An 18321-nucleotide genomic window follows, 5' to 3' on the forward strand; every position below is an offset into this window, starting at 1 on the left:
GTCACGGATATGACAGCCATGTCGGAGCAGGCCAAACGGCTCCTCGATGAGCCCGAGTACGCGGTCCTGGCCACGCTGGAACCGGACGGGCAGCCGCAGCTGTCGGTGGTGTGGATGGCTCGGCACCACGACGAAGTGCTCGTCTCCACGGTGCGCGGCCGGCGCAAAGAGCAGAACCTGCGCCGTGACCCCCGGGCCACCATGCTCCTCTACCCCGCGGACAACCCGCAGGAGTATGTGGAGGTTCGCGGGGAGGCGACCCTGGAGGACGATCCGACCGGATCCCTGATTCAGGCACTGAGCCAGAAGTACACCGGGCAGCCGTTCACCGGCGACACCGGCACCGACAACGAACGCGTGCTGGTCCGGATCCGTCCCCAGCATGTGGTGCACCGCACCGAGCCCGCGTAGCGCCGCACCGGGCCCGCGTAGCGCCGCACCGGGCCCGCGTAGCGCCGCACCGGGCACTGAGCACGCGTAGCACCGGTAAACTGCGCCAGGTGAGTGTTCGCCTGCATGATTCCGCCACCCGTGAGGTCCGTGACCTCACCCCCCGCACGTCCGGCCATGTGGGGATCTACCTGTGTGGCGCCACCGTGCAGGGTGCCCCGCACGTCGGTCACCTGCGCAGCGCGATCGCCTTCGACATCCTGGTGCGCTGGCTGCGCCGGTCCGGTCTGGACGTCACCCTGGTGCGCAACGTCACCGATATCGACGACAAGATCCTGATCAAGTCCGCGGAGGCGGGGGCGCCCTGGTGGGCCTGGGCGCACCGGTTCGAGCGGGAGTTCAACGACGCCTACGACGCGCTCGGCGTGCTGCCGCCGGACTACGAGCCTCGGGCGACCGGGCACGTTCCGGAGATGGTCGAGCTGATCGATCGGTTGATCGCCCGCGGCCACGCCTACACCGGCAACGAGGGAAACGTCTACTTCGACGTGCGCTCCTGGGGTGCCTACGGCGAGCTCACCCGCCAGCTGCTGGAGAACCTCACCACGGAGGAAGAGGACGCCTCCGATAAGCGCGACCCCCGGGACTTCGCGCTCTGGAAGGCCACCAAGGACACCGACCCGCCCGGGGCGAGCTGGGCCACCCCCTGGGGGCGCGGGCGTCCCGGCTGGCACCTGGAGTGCTCGGCGATGGCCCGCAAGTACCTGGGCGAGGGTTTCGACATCCACGGTGGCGGCATCGACCTGCGGTTCCCGCACCACGAGAACGAGATCGCCCAGTCGAAGGCCGCCGGCTGGGACTTCGCGGGGTTGTGGATGCACAACGCGTGGGTGACCGTCGGCGGGGAGAAGATGAGCAAGTCGCTCGGCAACTCCCTGACCGTGTCCGCGGTGCTGCAGCGGGCCGATCCGGTGGTGCTGCGCTACGCCCTCGGTGCGGTGCACTACCGCTCCACCCTGGAGTTCACCGACACCACGCTGGCCGAGTCCGCTGCCGCCTGGGAGCGGATCGCCACGTTCGTGACCAAGGCCGCGGAGCGGACCGGGACCGCCAGCGATGAGGAAGTGCGCACCGCCGAGCTGCCGGCAGGCTTCGTCGCCGCTCTGGACGAGGACCTGAACGTTTCCGCGGCCCTCGCAGTGCTGCACGAGCATCTGCGGAAGGCCAACACCGCGCTCGCGGCCGGAGCCGATGCCGAGGTGTCCGCCGCTCAGCGGGAGATCAGGGGGATGCTGGACATCCTTGGTCTTGATCCGCTCGCCGAGCAGTGGGCGTCCGGTTCAGCCGGCGACGGCGCAGCGCAGCACGCGCTGTCCACTCTCGTGGATCATGTGCTCGCCGAGCGTGCCGCGGCCCGGGCGGAGCGGGACTTCGCGCGCGCGGACGCGCTGCGCGATCAGCTCACGGCCGCCGGTGTGGTGGTCGAGGACGGCGCCGACGGTGCCCGATGGAGCCTACGTGGAGGTCATGATGGCCGGTAACTCCAGGCGGCCGGGCGCAGTGCGCAAGGCCGGCAGCAAGAAGGGGGCGCAGGTCGGTACCGGCGGCCACGGCCGCAAGGCCCTGCGCGGTAAAAAGCCCACGCCGAAGGCGGAGGACCGCCCTTACCACCCGGCCGGCAAGCGTAAGGCTGCGGAGGAGAAGAAGACCCGGAACCAGCCGAAGGCGCGGGCCAGGACTTCCAGCGGCAACGAGGTGGTCGCCGGCCGGAACGCCGTGCTCGAAGCACTGCGCGCCGAGCTGCCGGCCCAGGCGGTGTACCTGGCCACTGCTGCGGATGCTGACGAGCGCACCCGGGAGATCATGGATCTGGCCGCGTCCGCCGGCGCTCCGGTGCACCAGGCGAGCCGTGCGGATCTGGACGGTCTCACCGGCGGCAGCGTGCACCAGGGCGTGGCGATCGAGGTGCCCGAGTACCGCTACGCCGAGCCGGAGGAGCTGCTGGACCAGGCGGCCCGCGCTGCCCACGCCCCGCTGATCGTTGCCCTGGACGGCATCACCGACCCGCGCAACCTCGGCGCAGCACTTCGTTCCGCCGGTGCGTTCGGCGTGGATGGAGTGGTGGTGCCGGGCCGCCGCGCAGCGGGGGTGACCGTGGCGGCATGGAAGGTCTCGGCCGGTGCCGCTGCCCGGGTGCCGGTGGCCCGCGCTACCAATTTGGTGCGCACGCTGGAGGCCTACAAGAAGGCCGGCTGCTTCGTGGTCGGACTCGACGGCGAGGGGGCCACCACGATCGGGGACCTCGAGCTCGCCACCGAGCCCCTCGTGCTGGTGCTCGGCTCCGAGGGCAAGGGGCTGGGCCGGCTGGTGCAGCAGACCTGTGACCTCGTGGTCTCGATCCCGATCGCCTCGGCGGTGGAGTCCCTGAATGCCGGCACCGCGATCGGGATCGCCCTGTATGAGGTGGCCCGCAAGCGGGCGCTGAGCACCGGCCGTCGCTGACCACCACCGCGACGTGAATCCATTCACTCGCTACCTGCTGCGTGGAGTCGTGCCCGCGGGTATCGCCTGGCCGGGCGAAGTGTCGATTGTGTGCGGTGACGTGTGGATCGTGTGCCGGGGAGCGCTGGCCGGTCGACGCTGGGTAGGGTGAGACGTATGAGCACGTGGCAGCGCACATCCGGGCAGGTCGATGCGCCCGCCTCACGGGTGCACCGCAGCACGGGTTTCCTCGACGGAGCCCAGGTGGTGGCCCGACTGGAGTACGACCCCCAGGATCCGACGACAGCGTGGGTGACGGTCGCCGTCGACGAGGAGCACCGGGTGGCAGTGCTCGGCGAAGGTGGTGAGCAGGTGGTCCCTGGCCCGCCGTTAGCGGAGCTGGTCACCGCGCTCGCGCAGGAGTGCCAGGGGGTGGTGACGTTCGCGGAGGAGTCGGCCAGTGCGATTCCTCCGGGGGAGGGGGACGAGGACGGGGACGACGACCCGTTCGACCCGCAGATCGGCATCGCTGTGGTCGCCGACCGCGCCCTGGTGTGCACCATCGCCGACCATGCCGGCCTGGAGCGACTCGCTACCGGCGCCGAGACCACACTGCACGCAGTACCCACGGACTCCGGTCACACAGTGGTGGTGGAGGACGGCCCCGCGGTCGGCGACCTGCCGCTGGCCGAGCTCGGGGCGCCGGCGCTGGTTCTGCAACAGGCCGCCGACTATCCCGCACTCGGCGTTGCCGGGGACGAGGAGTACCAGTACGTCTGGGGGCTGCAGCACGCGGTGGTACCGCTGGACGCGCCGGTTGCCGAGCAGTTTGCCGACCGTCATCTCGGTACCGGGGCACTGGTCGATCAGGTGCTGGCGGCCGTGCCGGGTGCCGATGCCGGCCGGCTCCGGGCTGCGATCGATGCCGGCGCCGGTCCTGCGGACGTGCTCCCGGTGCTCGGGCTGGGCCCGGAGGTGACGGGTCAGCTGTCCGAGTTCCTCAACGGTCAGCGCGGCGCCGCCGACGTGGTCGGCGTGGCCGCCATCCACCCGGTTCCGCTCGGCGAGATGATGCGCCGGCGGGCCCAGGAGGCCGCCGATGATGCCCGCCGGGCTGCCGACGACACCCGCCGCCGTGCCCAGCTGGCCGCCGAGGACGCCCGCCGGATGGCCGAGGAGGCTCGGGCGAGTGCCGCCGCATTCGCTGACGCCGCGGAAGAGCCGGTGCGTACCTGGGCGCCGTGGGTGGCCGCCGGTGCGGATGTGCTGGTGGGGGCGTTGCTCTGGCGCCGGTCCGGCCGGGCGCCTCGAGCCGGTGAGTCGATGGGTGCCGGTGCCAAGGTGGTGCGCGGGGTGAGCGTGCTGCTGTTCGCCGCCGCCGCAGCGAACGTGACCGGGGCTGTGCTGGACGGTCGGCGTCGCGCTGATAGTTGAGCGGGCCGGATCGAGTGGGCTCTCCGCTGGAGAGTGCTTTCAGCAGACTCGACTATTCGGGTGCGGCCCAACACTCTCCGAGCAGTGATCACGATGTGCTCGGCGAACTCGCCTGGTCGCGGATGCAGGCCCTGATCCAGGGCGCGACGCCGGACCTCCGCGCGGAGTAGGTCATTGATTGCGCGGTGCAACTATGCTGGGTGGACCCGAGAATCGATGAGGATCATAGTGACTTCTGCATCTGTACCCACCCGGCGCGCGCTCGTGGTCCGGGGCGGTTGGGACGGGCACGCACCCGTGGCGACCACCGACCTGTTCATCGGCTACCTGCGCGAGGCGGGCTTCGCCGTCGACGTCCACGAGAACCTGGACATCTACACCGACACCGCCACCATGGCCGGCACGGACCTGATCGTGCAGTGCTGGACCATGGGCACGATCACGGCGGATCAACTACGCGGCCTGCGCACCGCCGTCGAGAACGGCACCGGTCTGGCGGGCTGGCACGGCGGGATCGCCGACTCCTTCCGCGCCAGCTCCGACTACCTGCACCTGATCGGCGGCCAGTTCGCCACCCATCCGGCCTTACCTGCGGGTCAACGCCCTGGCGGTCCGGCAGACCACTACCTCACGCACACCGTCCAGATCACCGACCAGCACCCGATCGTGGCCGGCATCGAGGACTTCGAGCTCACCACCGAGCAGTACTGGGTGCTCACCGACGACCTGAGCGATGTGCACGCCACCACCACCCACCCGGCCCGCGAGGACCAGCCCTGGCACCGGGAGGTGACCTGCCCGGCGGTGTGGACCCGGCAGTGGGGGAGGGGCCGCATCTTCGTGGCCACCCCCGGGCATTCGGTCGACGTGCTCGAGCACCCGAGCGTGCGCACGATCGTCGAGCGTGGCCTGCTCTGGGCGGCGCGGTGAACGCCGCGGCCGATCCGCGGTGGCGGGAGGCCGGCGAGGTCCGGATCGGCATCGTCGGGCTGGGAACGATCCTCGGCCAGTACCTGGACACCTTCGACCGGGCCGCCGGAGCCCGGGTCGTGGCCGTCGCGGACCTGGACCCGGTACGCACCGCCGAGGTGGCCGCGCGTACCGGCGCCCGCCCACTCACCGCGGCCGAGTTGATGGCCGACGGCGAGGTGGACGTGGTGCTGAACCTCACCGTGCCGGCAGCGCATGCGGAGATCGCACAGGCGGCGGTGGCCGCCGGGAAGCCGGTGTACGGGGAGAAGCCGCTCACGGCCACTGGCGAGCAGGCGCATCAGCTGCTCGGTGCGGCAGAGAGCACCGGGGTGCGGCTGGGTGGCGCCCCGGACACGGTGCTCGGTACCGGGGTGCAGACCGCACGCGCGGTGATCGACGCCGGCACGATCGGCACTCCGGTCGCGGCGAACGCGACCTTCGCCGCCCCCGGACACGAACGCTGGCACCCGAACCCCGACTTCTACTATCTGCCCGGCGGCGGGCCGCTGATGGCATGGGCCCGTACTACCTGACGGCGCTGGTCACCCTGCTCGGCGAGGTCACCTCGGTGATCGGATCGGTACGTACCTCCGCCCCGCAGCGCACGATCGGCTCCGGACCGCGCTCCGGTGAGACGATCCCGGTTCAGGTGGCCACGCACGTGACCGGGGTCCTCACCCACGCCGAGGGGGCTCTCTCCACGATCGTGATGAGCTTCGACTCCGTGGCCACCGAGTCACCGCGGATCGAGGTGCACGGCACCGCCGGGTCACTGAGCGTGGGCGACCCGAACAGGTTCGACGAACAGGTGCGGCTACGCACCTGGAGCGATGACGGATGGCAGGAGGTTGCGCCGTCGGCGGGGTATCTCGAGGCAGGCCGAGGTGTGGGTCTGCTGGACCTGGTGCGCGCCCCGAACCGGGAGCAGGTGCGCGCCTCCGGCGGGCTCGCCGCGCATGTGCTGGAGGTGATGGAGGGTGTGTTGGCCGCCGCGGAACAAGGCCGGTCGGTGCCGATCGCGAGCAGGCCCGGCCGCCCGGCGCCGGTGCCGCTCACGCAGATCTGACCCGGCGCGGTCGCGGAGGTTCTGTTGTGACACTGAGGTGCACCATGCAGACCTCAGTGCCACAGGAGTACCTCCGCGGGCCGAGCCCCGGACGCGCCGCCCGCTCACTCCCCTTCGATAGCGCGCAGCGTGGCCGTGTCCAGCCCCAGCACCGCTTCCTCATCGGGCCGGTGCTGCAGCACGTTCTCGATGTAGGAGTCCACTGCCTGCGGCATCGCGATATCGTGCCCGGCGTTCTGTGCCATGAACCATCGGTGTTCGAGCAGCTCGTGGAAGAACTCCGCCGGCTCCAGCTTCCCGCGCAGGTGTCGGGGGATGGACCGCACGGTCGGCTCGAATACCTCGGCCAGCCACTCGTGCGCCACGAACTCTTCGTCCTCACCGAGCTGGTCGGTGGCGGCCTGGTAGGTGTCCATGTCGTTCAGCAGGCGGCGGGCCTGGTTCTCCGAGACATCCAGCCCGGTCAGCCGCATCAACCGCCGGTGGTGATGCCCGGCGTCCACCACCTTGGGCTGGATCTGCAGCGTGGTGCCGTCGATGTCGGTGGTCATCTGTAGCTCGCCCACGTCATACCCGAGCTGGTTCAGCTTTCGGATCCGGTCCGCCACCCGCCAGCGCTCGGTGGTGCCGAACTCCTCCACCGCGGTGAGCTCGTTCCACAGGTCGCGGTAGCGGCTGACGATCATCTCGCCCACTGCGACCGTGTCCACCTCCTCGAGCAGCAGCGCCCCCGCCTCCAGGTCCATCAGCTCGCCGATGATGTTCACCCGGGCGATCTCCAGGTCGTACTCGCGCTGCCCGTTGGTCAGCGAGTCGTGCAGCTCGCCGGTCTCGGCATCGACCAGATAGGCGGCAAACTCGCCCGCGTCCCGGCGGAACAACGTGTTCGAGAGCGACACATCGCCCCAGTAGAAGCCGAGGAGGTGCAACCGGACGAGCAGCACGGCCAGGGCGTCGATCAGCCGGGTAGCGGTATCCGGGGCCAGGTAGCGGCTGAACAGCGCCCGATAGGGCAGGGAGAACTTCAGATGCTTCGTGATCAGCACCGAGTTCAGCTCCGCCCCCTCCGGCGTGGTGCGGCCGGTGATCACACCGACCGGCTCCACCGAAGGCACGCCCAGGCGGCTGAGGTCCCGGAGTAGCTGGTACTCCCGGTGTGCCACCGACTCGCCGATCTCCTTGACCGCGAGCACCCGGCCGGAGAGTCGCACGAACCGCACCACGTGCCGGGAGATGCCGCGGGGGAGGGCAGCGAGGGTGTCTTCTGGCCAGCCCTCCAGGGCGATGTGCCAAGGCAGGTCCAGCAGGGCCGGGTCCGGCGCGGCCGCGGTGATCTTCAGTGCCGAGGGCATGGTCTCAGTCTGTCAGGCCTCGCCCAGGAGAAATGACGAACGGGGCAGGTCCGCGCTGGACCTGCCCCGTTCGAGAGAGCGCGAGCCTACTGGGGCAGACGCTCGCCGGTGGCGGAGGAGAAGACGTGCTTCTGGCCCTCGCGGATGACGACGTGGATCATGTCACCCTTCATCGGCGGGTTCTTCGGGTTCACTCGGACGATCACCTGGGAGTCGTCCTCGCCGGAGCCGATGTTCTCGGCTGCCTCGCGGTTGGCGAGCTCGCCGTACACGAACGCGTCCGAGCCGAGCTCCTCGACCAGGTTCACGTTGATGCCGAACGCACCGTCGGTGCCCTCGGAGACCACATCCAAGGCCTCCGGGCGGAAGCCCAGGGTGATCTCGTTCTTGTCCGCGTCGGTGAGCGCGTCCTGAGTCGTGCGGGTCAGCGGGATCGACGCCCCACCGAGGGTGGCGTTGCCGTCCTTCACGTTGAACGAGCCCAGGTTCATCGCCGGGGAGCCGATGAAACCAGCCACGAACACGTTCTGCGGGGTGTCGTACATCTCCCGCGGGTTGGCCAGCTGCTGCAGCACACCGTCCTTGAGCACCGCGATGCGGTCACCCATGGTCAGGGCCTCGGTCTGGTCGTGGGTCACGTACACGGTGGTGACCCCGAGTCGCCGCTGGAGCGAGGCGATCTGGGTGCGGGTCTGCACCCGCAGCTTCGCGTCCAGGTTGGACAGCGGCTCGTCCATCAGGAACACCTGCGGGTCCCGCACGATCGCACGGCCCATCGCCACACGCTGACGCTGACCACCGGAGAGCGCCTTCGGCTTGCGGTCCAGGTACTCGCTCAGGTCCAGGATCTTGGCGGCCTCTTCGACCTTCTCGCGGATCTTGGCCTTGGGGTTACCGGCGATCTTCAGCGCGAAGCCCATGTTGTCAGCGACGGTCATGTGCGGGTACAGCGCGTAGTTCTGGAACACCATCGCGATGTCCCGGTCCTTGGGCTGCACGTCGGTGACATCGCGGTCACCGATCAGGATCCGGCCGGAGTTGACGTCCTCCAGGCCGGCGAGCATCCGCAGCGAGGTGGACTTACCGCAACCAGAGGGACCGACGAGGACGAGGAACTCGCCATCCTCGACCTCGAGGTTGAGTGCGTCCACTGCGGGGCGCTCCGTTCCCGGGTAGACCCGGGTGGCGTGGTCAAAAGTGACAGTTGCCATGGTGGATTACTTTCCCTTCACCGGCAGGTACGTGCCGGACGATCCGTTGTGAAGAGTGTCAGAGTGTCTCCGCTGACACAGCACGCCTGGGTGGCCGCGCCGCTAGCATCATGCCACATCTCAGGCCAGGTGCCGTGACGCCCGCCACATCGCAAGACGGGCCAGCAGGGCGGCCACCGCTGCCTCGTCGGCCACGCGATAACCGGCCACGCTCGGGGCGGTGCCGACCTTCACTCCGACGTCGCCGCTGCCGAGCACGGCGAGCGCCGTCTCGTCGGTGACGTCATCACCCGCGTAGAGCGCCGGCACACCCACCAGAGGCGCCCGTAGGGCCTGCAGCGACTCGCCCTTGGTGGCGTCGACCACGGCGAGCTCGACCACCTGGTTGCCGTGGATCGGGTGCACCCCGGGCCAGGCACCCGGCCCGGCCATCGCAGCGGCCAGAACCGGCTCGGCCTGGTCCTCCGGAAGCGCTCGGGTATGCACGACGGCGGCAGCCGGCTTGTGCTCGATCCACACCCCCGGGTGCGTATCCGCAAGTTGCTCGACGGCGGAGCTCACCCTCGCGAGCAGGTCGGCCTGGTCGTCGGTCAGGGTGACCGGGGTGAGGTGCAGTGCACCTGCCTGATCCACCTCACCGTGCTCTGCTCCGTGGCTGCCTACCAGCACGGTGCCCGCGGGCGGGCCGGCGAGCCGGTGCAGTTCGGCCACCGGGCGGCCGGAGACCAGTGCCAGGTGCACCCCGGGGAGCGCGGCCAGGGAGCGCAACGCGTCGGCCGCTTCCGGGAGCGGCCGAGCATCGGCGGGGTCGAGCACGAACGGGGCGAGGCAGCCGTCGAAATCCAGTGCCACGAGCACCTCCGGCTGCCGGGCGAACTCGCGCAGCGCCGCAGCCACCTCTGGCCCGACCGGCTCAGTCATGCGCGCGACGGTCCTCAGCCAGAGCGGCGAGGAACTTCTCCGCCCAGGCTTGCACATCCCCAGACATGACCCGCTTACGCAAGGCGCGCATCCGCCGTCGGCGTTCTGGCGGTTCCATCGTGGCCGCACGCATGATCGCGGACTTCAGTCCCTCGATATCGTGCGGGTTGATCAGCAGCGCCTGGCCGAGCTCGTCCGCGGCTCCGGCGAACTCGCTGAGCACGAGCACACCGCCCAGGTCGTGCCGGGCAGCGACATACTCCTTGGCCACCAGGTTCATCCCGTCCCGCAGCGCGGTCACCAGCATCACGTCCGCCGCCCGGTAGAGCGCGACCATCTCCTCCTGCGGATAGGAGTGGTGCATGTAGTAGATCGCCGATCGTCCCCAGGAGCCGTAGTCGCCGTTGATGTTGCCGACCATCACCTCCACCTCCTGGCGGAGTGTCTTGTACTGCGCCACCTGCTCCCGGCTCGGGCTGGCCACCTGCACCAGGGCCGTGGACGGGACCGTGACCCGCTTCTCCCGGAGCAGCTCACCGAAGGCCTTGATCCGGTGCCGGATGCCCTTGGTGTAGTCCAGCCGGTCCACGCCGAGCAGCAGGACGTCCGGATCACCCAGCTCCCGGCGCAGCTCGGCGGCCCGCTCTTCGGTCTTCTTGCTCCGCGCCAGCTCGTCCACCTGCGAGGAGTCGATGGAGATACCGAACGTGCCCACCCGCACATGCCGCTCCGGCCGGGTCCAGTGCTGGCCGATGGTCACGCTCTGCCCGCGCGGGCTGTAGTCGGTGAACCGGCGCACTGCGCGCAGGAAGTTCGCGGCGTCGCCGGTGCGCTGGAACCCGATCAGGTCCGCGCCGAGCAGCCCGTCGACCACCTCCTTGCGCCAGGTGAGCTGACCGAACAGCTCCACCGGCGGGAACGGGATGTGGTTGAAGAAACCGATCCGCACGTCCGGGCGCAGCCGGCGGAGCATCTGCGGGACGAGCTGGAGCTGGTAGTCGTGCACCCATACTGTGGCGTGCTCGGCGGCCGCTTCGGCAGCAGCCTCGGAGAATCGGCGATTCACCTCCAGGTAGGCGTTCCACCAGTAGCGGTGATAGGTCGGGTCGACGATCACGTCGTGGTAGAGCGGCCACAGGGTGGCGTTGGAGAACCCTTCGTAATAGTTCTCCACCTCCTGGGCGCTCAGCGGTACCGGAACCAGATGCATCCCGTCCGCCTCGAACGGGTCCAGATCGGTGTCCGCGCGGCCGGACCAGCCCACCCAGGCGCCGTCCTGGGACTGCATCACCGGGTGCAGTGCGGTGACCAGGCCCCCTGGGGAACGGTCCCAGGAGACCTTGCCCTTGCTGCTGACCTGCACGTCTACCGGCAGACGGTTGGCGACGACGACGAACTCGTGCGATCCAGTCATGTCCCTCACTCTTCGGTTGCCTTCCGCCAGGCTAGCCGGGGTGATGGGCCGGCGCAGCGCCGCCCCCAACGACGTCGACCCGCCCACCTCGGTTTGCCCGGCATCGTCGCTTTGCCCGGCATCGTCGCTTTGCTCGGTACCGTCGCTTCCTCGGTCGCGGAACCGACAGATCGTGGCACACCGATGGCGGGGATCGCGTGTGGCCGGGAGCACGGTGGCTGCGAGGGACCTGTGCAGGTGTCGGGGGTGCCCGGTGTGGGTCACCGCCCGGCGCCCGACGGTGGCGTAAGTTGCCTCGTATGACGGGCGAGTCGGGCGATCAGCAGTCGCCGACCCGGGAGGTCGGGGGCTATCGCCTGCTGCACGCGCTCGGCACCGGCGGGATGGGGACGGTCTACGACGCGATCGATGCCGAGGGCCGGCATGTGGCCCTCAAGCTGCTGCACCCAGCGTTCAGCGCCGACGAGGCCGCCCGGGAGCGGCTGCGCCGAGAGGTCGCCACTCTGCACCGGGTCAAAGGCGAGTCGGTGGCACGGGTACTGGACGCGGAGGCGGAGTCCGAAGAGGCGTTCATCGTCACCGAACTGATCGACGGGCAGTCGCTGGAGGAGTCGATCCGAGAGCACGGGCAGATGGACGCCGAGGAGCTCGCCGACCTGGCCGCCGGGCTTGCCGGTGCGCTGGAGTCGATTCACGGTGCCGGCGTGCTGCACCGCGACCTCAAACCCGGCAATGTGATGCTCACCGACGACGGTCCGGTGGTGATCGACTTCGGCATCTCCCAGCTCGCCGACGACCCGCGGATCACCCAGACTGGTCTGGTCACCGGGACGCCGGGTTACGTGGACCCGCAGGTGATGCACGGCGCGAACCCCAATGCCGCCGGCGACTGGTGGGGCTGGGCCGCCGTCCTGGTGTTCGCCGCGACCGGACGGCAGCCGTTCGGCCGCGGCCCCGGGGTCCTGATGCGGGTGGAGTCCGGCCGGGTGGACACCGAGGACCTGTCTCCACGGGTGGCGCAGGTGCTGCGGCGCGCGTTGCATCCGGACCCCGAACGCCGGATGCGGCAGGAGGTGGTGTGCACCGCGCTCGCTGAGCATGCAGCGGGCCGGGACGTGACCGCGCTGCTCGCCGATCACGAGGAACAGGTCACCGGTGCCGACGGGGAACCGGAGCGGGCCGACGCCCCCGCAGTGCTGCCGCCGTCCTACGCGCCTGGGACGGGAGCAACCGGCGCGGTTCCGGCCGAAGTCCTCGGACCGCGGACGGCCTATCTGCCCACCTCGATGCAGCCCGGCGGCGCTCCGGCTCCACCACCGCAAACCGCGATGCCTCCCGGCCCGCCCCCGGGCCAACCGGTGTGGCAGGCGACCGACGGGCAGTGGCCCGGCGGCCCAGCGGAGGCACAGCTGCCTGCCTGGTTCCGGCCGCCGCCGGGACGCGGCTGGATCTCGCTGGCCTGGCTGATGGCCGTCGTGGCCCTCGGCCTGGTCTACCCCTCGTGGGTGCTGCTCACCCTGGTCGCCGTGACCGCCTTGCTCGGCGGGATCGGGTCGGCTGCGCAGGCGCTGCGGCAGCGCCGGCTGGAACGCGGCCCCGGGCGCTGGGACCGCACCCGGGTAGCGGCATCGTTCCCGGGACACCTGCTGCTGGGCATCTTGCTCACCCTGCCCGGGGTGATCGTCGGAGCTGCCGGCGGAGCGATCGTCTGGATCCTCGCCGTGGACACAGTGCCGGTGGCAGCGGTGCTGCCGATCACGGTGGCCGTGGTGGCGCTGCTGGTCTGGTGGACCCCGTCCAGCGGACGGGCCCGGGAGGGTGAGCGGGTCGTGCTGCAGCACATCGCACCGCTCGGGTTGGGCGGGGCGCTCTGGGCTCTGATCGCGCTCGCGGTGGCGCTCGGTGGCCTGATGATCTACTTCCTCGGCGGCAACGCGCCGCAGTGGGCACCGTTCCCCGCCCCACCCACCTCGTTCTTCTGACCGGCCATGGGGTGTCTGCCCGATCGGTGAGTGGTCACTGCTGCGGGGTGGGGTCCACCAGCACCGGCGCACTTCTGCCCACTCGGCGTAGGGATGGCGCGGCGGCCGTGGGTTCCGACGACCGCGGTGGGCTGCGTATCCTGGGCGGATGGTCCGGCGGATATCGGCACAGGTGCGCGCTCGTGCGCGCCCGCGCTCTGGCGCTGGCCTCACCGGCCCGCGCTCCGGTGGCGGACTGACTGCTCTTGCGCGCCCGCGCTCCGGTGGCACCCTCGCCGCGGTGGGTCTGGCCTGGTCGGCGCTGACCGTGCTGCTCTCCACGGTGCTGCGTCCGGCGGACTGCGTCGAAGCGGCCGGTATCACCGGTTTCGTTGCCCGCAACCTTGCCCAGATGCGGATGGCCGCCGAGTGCCCCACCGGCACCCTCGGCTACGGCCCGCACACTATGGCCGCAGTCGGCGCCGCCAGTGCGCTGCTGGCCAGCCTGGTGATCGCGCATGCCGCCGCTGGCGTGCTCGCGTACTGGCTCGGCCGCGCCGGCCGGGCGACCCGCGCGCTCATCGCCACTCTCAGCCGTCCTCTGCCCCGGCTACTGCGCCGCTGGCCCACCCCGGCCCGGGTGACGCTGCCGGACTGGCGAGGTACCGCCGTCGTGCCCGCTTTCCTGAACCCCCCGGTGTGGCGGCGCGGCCCTCCGCTGCCGGCCTGATCGCCCCTCCCTGCCAGCACGCAGGCCGACCCGGCGCGATCCTCTCGGCGGCCAGCTCCGCCACCGGCCTCAGCGGCCCAGCCGCGCCCCTACTTCGCCGCCCAGACCGCGGCCCGACCAAGGACACACTCGATGGCACAGTCCAATAAGCTCAGCAAGACCGAGCGGCGCGAAGCCGCACGAAAAGAAGCCGAACGGCTCCGCAAGATCCAGGCGGCGAAAGAGAAGCGCAGCCGCCGGATCCTGATCGGCGTGGTGGCCGCCGTGCTCGCGCTGATCATCGCCGCTGTGGTGGTGATCGCGCTCCAGGCCAACCGCACCCTGCTGTCCGACTTCGAGGGCGCCACCCCAGCCGGCTCCGATCTGAACGGCGGCATCCCGATCGGTGCAGACGGTGCCGGCTCGGCGAACGAGGGCGCCCCGGAGCTCGACGTCTACGTGGATTTCATGTGCCCGCACTGCGGCACGTTCGAGCAGATCAACGGTGAGGACCTCACCCAGGCTGCTGCCGACGGTGAAGTCACCGTGATCTACCACCCGGTGAGCTTCCTCAGCGACTACTCCGCGCGCGCCGCTGCCGCCTTCGCCGAGGTGGCCAACAGCGCACCGGAGAACGCGATGGACTTCATGAACATCCTGTTCGCGAACCAGCCGACTGAGGGCGGGGACGGGCTGACCGATGAGCAGATCGCCGAGTTCGCGGTCGAGGCCGGCGTCCCGCAGGACGTGGCAGACACCCTGGCGGACGGCACCTATGCCGAGTGGGTGGATATCGCCACTCAGCAGGCCAGCCGGGACGGGGCCAGCAGCACCCCGACCGTGCTGCTCGACGGCGACGAGTGGGGTGGCAACTGGAACAACCCCGGTGAGCTGCTCGCCGCTGTGCAGGAGGCCGGCTGACCTAGAGCCGGCCGCGGCGCCGGAGCCCTCCGCGCCCACGGCGATAGTGCCGTGGGCGCGGAGGGTGATTGTTGAGCGCGGGCGGTGGGTCGCCTCGCCCAGCGGCAGGGGCACGTGGGCGGCTGCGGCGCCGAGCGCGCTTCTGCCGAACTGCCGACGGCGGAGCGCACCGGGATCTGTCCGGTTTCGCCTTCCGCCGGGCGCATCTGGCACACTTTCTGAGTCCGGCGCGCTGCCGCCGGGCGCGCCACCTTAGCTCAGTTGGTAGAGCACTCGCCTTGTAAGCGAACGGTCGTCGGTTCGAGTCCGACAGGTGGCTCCACGGGACACGGCACTGCACTCTCACGCACCCGGCGACCGTTGCGGCGTGACCTGGTCGCCGAGCACTGGCCCGGTAGTCCCCAGTGACGCTGGCGGCGCCCGGCGGGCGTACCGTAGAGGGGTGACTTCTCCTCTCCCCTACGTGATCGCCGGGTCCGAGGCCACCGGCGGTGCTGGCATCCAGGTGGACCTGAAAACCTTCCAGGCGCTGGGCACCTACGGCATGGGCACGCTCACCTGCATCGTCTCCTTCGACCCGAAGAACGGCTGGGCGCACCGGTTCGTCCCGGTCGAGGCGCAAGTGATCGCTGACCAGATCGAGGCCGCCACCTCCTGCCACGACCTGGACGTGGTGAAGATCGGCATGCTCGGCACCCCGGCCACGATCGACGCTGTGGCCGCCGGGCTGGCCACCCAGCAGTGGCGGCACGTGGTGCTCGACCCGGTGCTGATCTGCAAGGGGCAGGAGCCCGGTGCCGCTCTGGACACCGATAACGCGCTGAAGGCGCAGATCCTCCCCGCCGCCACCGTGGTCACCCCGAACCATTTCGAGGCCCGCACCCTGGCCGGGATGGACCGGATCGACTCGGTGGCGGACCTGGCCGAGGCGGCCCGACGCATCCACGACCTCGGCCCCAGGTACGTCATTGCCAAGGGTGGGGTCGAGCTGGGCGGACCGGACGCCGTCGACGTGCTCTACGACGGTGAGCGCACCACTGTGCTCGCCACCCCGAAGATCGGCGAGGAGCGGGCCAGCGGCGCGGGCTGCACGTTCGCGGCCGCAGTCACCGCCGAGCTGGCGAAGGGCACCGACATCCACGATGCCACGCTGATCGCCAAGCAGGTGGTCACCCAGGGCATCCTCGACCGGCGCGCCTCACACGCCCCGTTCGACGCGGTCTACTTCGACGGCACCCTGCGGGCGGACGTGGCAGCCCTGGTGACAGTTTCCACACTGGCCTGAGACTCACCCGGTGGCGACTCACGTGTTCCAACTCGAGCAGGCGGCGCGGGTGGTGGGCACGGATCCGCTGGGTAGGCAGCGCCCCGGCCATAGGGTTAGGCCATGCGTCCTGAACACCTGAGCCTCTTCCGTATGCCCGGCCGCGCCGCGGTGCACCCCGACGGCACCTGGGCAGTGGTCTCCATCGCCCGACCGGACACCGAGGAGGACACCTACCCGGCCACCCTCTGGCGAGTGGACCTCACCGACGGCTCCACCACGCCGTTCAGCCACGGGTGGCGGGATACCCAACCGACTTTCTCCCCGGATGGCAAGCGGCTCGCCTATCTCCGGCAGGCCAAGGGCGACAAGCCGCAGCTCGCCCTGCTGGACCTGACCGGCGGGGAGCCGGAGGTGCTCACCAGCCATCCGCTCGGCGTCTCCGGTGCACCCGAGTTCTCTCCGGACTCGACCAGGATCGCCTACACCGCCCGGGTTCCGGAGCAGGGCAGGTACGGCACGGTCGACGGCGTAGGTCCGGGTGCGGAGCCGCCTCGCCACATCACCCGGTTCAGCTACCGGCGGGATGGGGCCGGCTTCTACCTCGACCGGCCCCAGCACGTGTTCGTCGTCGAGGTGCCCGATCCGGCGGACCCGACCGCCGATCTGCCCCGCCGGGACGCGACGGGAACTGTGGCCCGTGGGGGTGGCGACGCGCAGCGCGGCGGCGACGATCAGAGTGCGCACACCGACGCCGGCGCAGCAGGCAGTGCGAAAGACACCGACAAGGACCAGCCGAAGCCGGTGACCCGGCCAGGGGTGAGCGGCCGGCAGATCACCACGGTCGACGAGGATCACGACAGTCCGGTGTGGACCCCGGACGGGACGCACCTGGTGGTGGCACGGTCCCGGCCGGACGCACTCGCCGGGGTCCTCGCGGTGCACGCCGACCAGCCGGGATCGCCCGACCAGAGCCTGGAGGTCGGCCAGCTGGTCCCCGGTCCGGTCGCGTTCAGCACCGACGGGAGCACACTCTGGCTGCTGCTGTCCGACTACGGCCCGGACCAGAGGGATTTCATCGGCCCTGCTCCGGCGCTGCACCGCGCCGACTGGGACAGCGCCCGCGTGCAGCTCGCACCCGGCTCGCTGCAGCGGCTCACCGACCCGGAGGAGATGCCGCTGGCCGGCGCCCTCGAGGTGGCCGGCACCGATGTGCTGCTCGGCCGGCAGCACCGCGGCACCACCGAGGTGCTGCGCTACCGGGCCGGGGAGCTGAGCACCGCCTACTCGGGTGAGGTGGAGACCAGCGCAGTGCGCGCCGTCGGCCCCGACGGCGCCGCCGTGGTGACCGCCGCGAGCGCGGACAGCGCCGGCGACCTCTGGCTGCTGCCGGCCGGGGGCGAGGCCACGCGGTTGACCGACCTCGGCGCCCGCCTGCGCGCCGAAGCGGGAGTGATCAGCCCCGAGGAGCGGGAAGCCACCAGCCCGGACGGGTACCCGGTGCACGGCTGGGTCGCCGTACCGGAGGGGGAGGGGCCGCACCCGGTGCTGCTGCTGATCCACGGTGGACCGCACGCCCAGTACACGCCCACGTTCTTCGACGAGGTGCAGACCTACGCCGGTGCCGGCTACGCCGTCGTGTTCTGCAACCCGCGGGGTTCTGCCGGGTACGGGCGCGCGCACGGCCGCGCGATCACCGGTGGCTTCGGCGACAGGGATGCGGCGGACGTCCTCGCCTTTCTCGATGATGCGCTGACCGATCCGCGGTTGGACGCCCAGCGCGTCGGCGTGCTCGGTGGTTCCTACGGCGGCTACATGACCGCCTGGCTGACCACCCGCACCGACCGGTTCGCCGCGGCCATCGTCGAACGCGGGTTCCTCGACCCGGCCAGCTTCGTCGGCTCGGCGGACATCGGCTGGTTCTTCTCCCAGGCCTACGTCGGCTCCGATCCGGAGCAGGTAGCCGCGCAGAGTCCGATGGCCCACCTGGACAAAGTCAGCACCCCCACGCTGGTGATCCACTCCGAGCAGGACTGGCGCTGCCCGGTGGAGCAGGGCCAGCGCTGGTACGTGGGGCTGAAGCAGCGGGGTGTACCGACCGAGCTGCTGCTGTTCTCCGGTGAGGGGCACGAGCTCAGCCGGGCCGGGACCCCCAAGCACCGGCTGGCGCGGTTCGAGCACATCCTGCGCTGGTGGGAGAGGTACCTGCCGGTGGGCTGAGCAGG

The 18321-nt window shown here is 70.6% G+C and carries 16 protein-coding genes and 1 tRNA gene; 13 read left to right on the forward strand and 4 right to left on the reverse strand.

Annotated elements, in window-relative coordinates; all coding sequences use genetic code 11:
* Positions 1-9 precede the first annotated feature (9 nt).
* The 7 genes from FU260_RS04525 to FU260_RS24465 all read left to right on the forward strand — a co-directional run bounded on the left by FU260_RS04525 (position 10) and on the right by FU260_RS24465 (position 6343).
* A complete protein-coding gene (locus FU260_RS04525; protein ID WP_147915977.1) occupies positions 10-411 on the forward strand; it encodes a PPOX class F420-dependent oxidoreductase in 402 nt (133 codons plus the stop codon).
* Positions 412-500: 89 nt separating this feature from the next.
* Entirely contained in the window at positions 501-1931 is a 1431-nt protein-coding gene (gene cysS, locus FU260_RS04530) for a cysteine--tRNA ligase (protein ID WP_147915978.1), read from the forward strand.
* Positions 1921-2892, forward strand: coding sequence for a 23S rRNA (guanosine(2251)-2'-O)-methyltransferase RlmB (rlmB, locus tag FU260_RS04535; protein WP_147919318.1), 972 nt, complete (start codon positions 1921-1923; stop codon positions 2890-2892). The genes cysS and rlmB overlap by 11 nt, the downstream gene beginning before the upstream one ends.
* A gap of 156 nt (positions 2893-3048) precedes the next feature.
* Positions 3049-4305 (forward strand): hypothetical protein, encoded by a 1257-nt coding sequence (locus FU260_RS04540; RefSeq protein ID WP_147915979.1) that lies wholly within the window; start codon positions 3049-3051, stop codon positions 4303-4305.
* A 228-nt stretch (positions 4306-4533) separates the two neighbouring features.
* Positions 4534-5235, forward strand: coding sequence for a ThuA domain-containing protein (locus FU260_RS04545; RefSeq protein WP_413038353.1), 702 nt, complete (start codon positions 4534-4536; stop codon positions 5233-5235).
* Positions 5232-5810: a Gfo/Idh/MocA family protein gene (locus FU260_RS24460; RefSeq protein WP_328593015.1), complete on the forward strand. Its 579-nt coding sequence runs from the start codon at positions 5232-5234 to the stop codon at positions 5808-5810. Before FU260_RS04545 ends, FU260_RS24460 begins: the two co-directional genes overlap by 4 nt.
* A complete protein-coding gene (locus tag FU260_RS24465; protein WP_328593016.1) occupies positions 5792-6343 on the forward strand; it encodes a Gfo/Idh/MocA family protein in 552 nt (183 codons plus the stop codon). The genes FU260_RS24460 and FU260_RS24465 overlap by 19 nt, the downstream gene beginning before the upstream one ends.
* A gap of 104 nt (positions 6344-6447) precedes the next feature.
* Here FU260_RS24465 and FU260_RS04555 read toward each other — a convergent pair whose 3' ends face one another.
* From FU260_RS04555 to FU260_RS04570, 4 genes are all read right to left on the reverse strand, one after another.
* A complete protein-coding gene (locus FU260_RS04555) occupies positions 6448-7695 on the reverse strand; it encodes a DUF4032 domain-containing protein (RefSeq protein WP_147915981.1) in 1248 nt (415 codons plus the stop codon).
* An 86-nt stretch (positions 7696-7781) separates the two neighbouring features.
* Positions 7782-8906: an ABC transporter ATP-binding protein gene (locus tag FU260_RS04560; protein ID WP_147915982.1), complete on the reverse strand. Its 1125-nt coding sequence runs from the start codon at positions 8904-8906 to the stop codon at positions 7782-7784.
* 120 nt (positions 8907-9026) lie between these two features.
* Positions 9027-9827 carry a trehalose-phosphatase gene (otsB, locus tag FU260_RS04565; RefSeq protein ID WP_147915983.1) on the reverse strand — a complete coding sequence of 267 codons (801 nt, stop codon included), beginning with the start codon at positions 9825-9827 and terminating at the stop codon, positions 9027-9029.
* Positions 9820-11241, reverse strand: coding sequence for an alpha,alpha-trehalose-phosphate synthase (UDP-forming) (locus FU260_RS04570; RefSeq protein ID WP_147915984.1), 1422 nt, complete (start codon positions 11239-11241; stop codon positions 9820-9822). Before FU260_RS04570 ends, otsB begins: the two co-directional genes overlap by 8 nt.
* Before the next feature lie 299 nt (positions 11242-11540).
* On the opposite strand from FU260_RS04570, the gene FU260_RS04575 reads away from it, so the two are divergent.
* The 6 genes from FU260_RS04575 to FU260_RS04600 all read left to right on the forward strand — a co-directional run bounded on the left by FU260_RS04575 (position 11541) and on the right by FU260_RS04600 (position 18316).
* Complete coding sequence (locus tag FU260_RS04575; RefSeq protein WP_147915985.1) at positions 11541-13223, forward strand: serine/threonine-protein kinase; 1683 nt, start codon at positions 11541-11543, stop codon at positions 13221-13223.
* A gap of 148 nt (positions 13224-13371) precedes the next feature.
* Positions 13372-13932 carry a hypothetical protein gene (locus FU260_RS04580; RefSeq protein ID WP_147915986.1) on the forward strand — a complete coding sequence of 187 codons (561 nt, stop codon included), beginning with the start codon at positions 13372-13374 and terminating at the stop codon, positions 13930-13932.
* Positions 13933-14064: 132 nt separating this feature from the next.
* The gene (locus tag FU260_RS04585; protein WP_147915987.1) at positions 14065-14832 is read left to right on the forward strand and encodes a DsbA family protein; all 768 of its coding nucleotides are present in this window, start codon (positions 14065-14067) and stop codon (positions 14830-14832) included.
* 246 nt (positions 14833-15078) lie between these two features.
* Positions 15079-15154, forward strand: a tRNA-Thr gene (locus tag FU260_RS04590).
* A 120-nt stretch (positions 15155-15274) separates the two neighbouring features.
* A complete protein-coding gene (locus tag FU260_RS04595; RefSeq protein WP_147915988.1) occupies positions 15275-16117 on the forward strand; it encodes a hydroxymethylpyrimidine/phosphomethylpyrimidine kinase in 843 nt (280 codons plus the stop codon).
* A 102-nt stretch (positions 16118-16219) separates the two neighbouring features.
* Complete coding sequence (locus FU260_RS04600) at positions 16220-18316, forward strand: alpha/beta hydrolase family protein (RefSeq protein WP_147915989.1); 2097 nt, start codon at positions 16220-16222, stop codon at positions 18314-18316.
* Positions 18317-18321 lie beyond the last annotated feature (5 nt).

It is taken from the genome of Ruania zhangjianzhongii (assembly GCF_008000995.1).
Lineage (GTDB): Bacteria > Actinomycetota > Actinomycetes > Actinomycetales > Beutenbergiaceae > Ruania > Ruania zhangjianzhongii.

Excerpts from the sequence above, each read along its gene's own strand:
- FU260_RS04525 (WP_147915977.1), top strand. The coding sequence starts at position 10 with ATGACAGCCATGTCGGAGCAGGCCAAACGGCTCCTCGATGAGCCCGAG.
- rlmB (WP_147919318.1), top strand. The coding sequence starts at position 1,921 with ATGGCCGGTAACTCCAGGCGGCCGGGCGCAGTGCGCAAGGCCGGCAGC.
- FU260_RS04540 (WP_147915979.1), top strand. The coding sequence starts at position 3,049 with ATGAGCACGTGGCAGCGCACATCCGGGCAGGTCGATGCGCCCGCCTCA.
- FU260_RS24465 (WP_328593016.1), top strand. The coding sequence starts at position 5,792 with ATGGGCCCGTACTACCTGACGGCGCTGGTCACCCTGCTCGGCGAGGTC.
- FU260_RS04555 (WP_147915981.1), bottom strand. The coding sequence starts at position 7,695 with ATGCCCTCGGCACTGAAGATCACCGCGGCCGCGCCGGACCCGGCCCTG.
- FU260_RS04560 (WP_147915982.1), bottom strand. The coding sequence starts at position 8,906 with ATGGCAACTGTCACTTTTGACCACGCCACCCGGGTCTACCCGGGAACG.
- otsB (WP_147915983.1), bottom strand. The coding sequence starts at position 9,827 with ATGACTGAGCCGGTCGGGCCAGAGGTGGCTGCGGCGCTGCGCGAGTTC.
- FU260_RS04570 (WP_147915984.1), bottom strand. The coding sequence starts at position 11,241 with ATGACTGGATCGCACGAGTTCGTCGTCGTCGCCAACCGTCTGCCGGTA.
- FU260_RS04575 (WP_147915985.1), top strand. The coding sequence starts at position 11,541 with ATGACGGGCGAGTCGGGCGATCAGCAGTCGCCGACCCGGGAGGTCGGG.
- FU260_RS04580 (WP_147915986.1), top strand. The coding sequence starts at position 13,372 with ATGGTCCGGCGGATATCGGCACAGGTGCGCGCTCGTGCGCGCCCGCGC.
- FU260_RS04585 (WP_147915987.1), top strand. The coding sequence starts at position 14,065 with ATGGCACAGTCCAATAAGCTCAGCAAGACCGAGCGGCGCGAAGCCGCA.
- FU260_RS04600 (WP_147915989.1), top strand. The coding sequence starts at position 16,220 with ATGCGTCCTGAACACCTGAGCCTCTTCCGTATGCCCGGCCGCGCCGCG.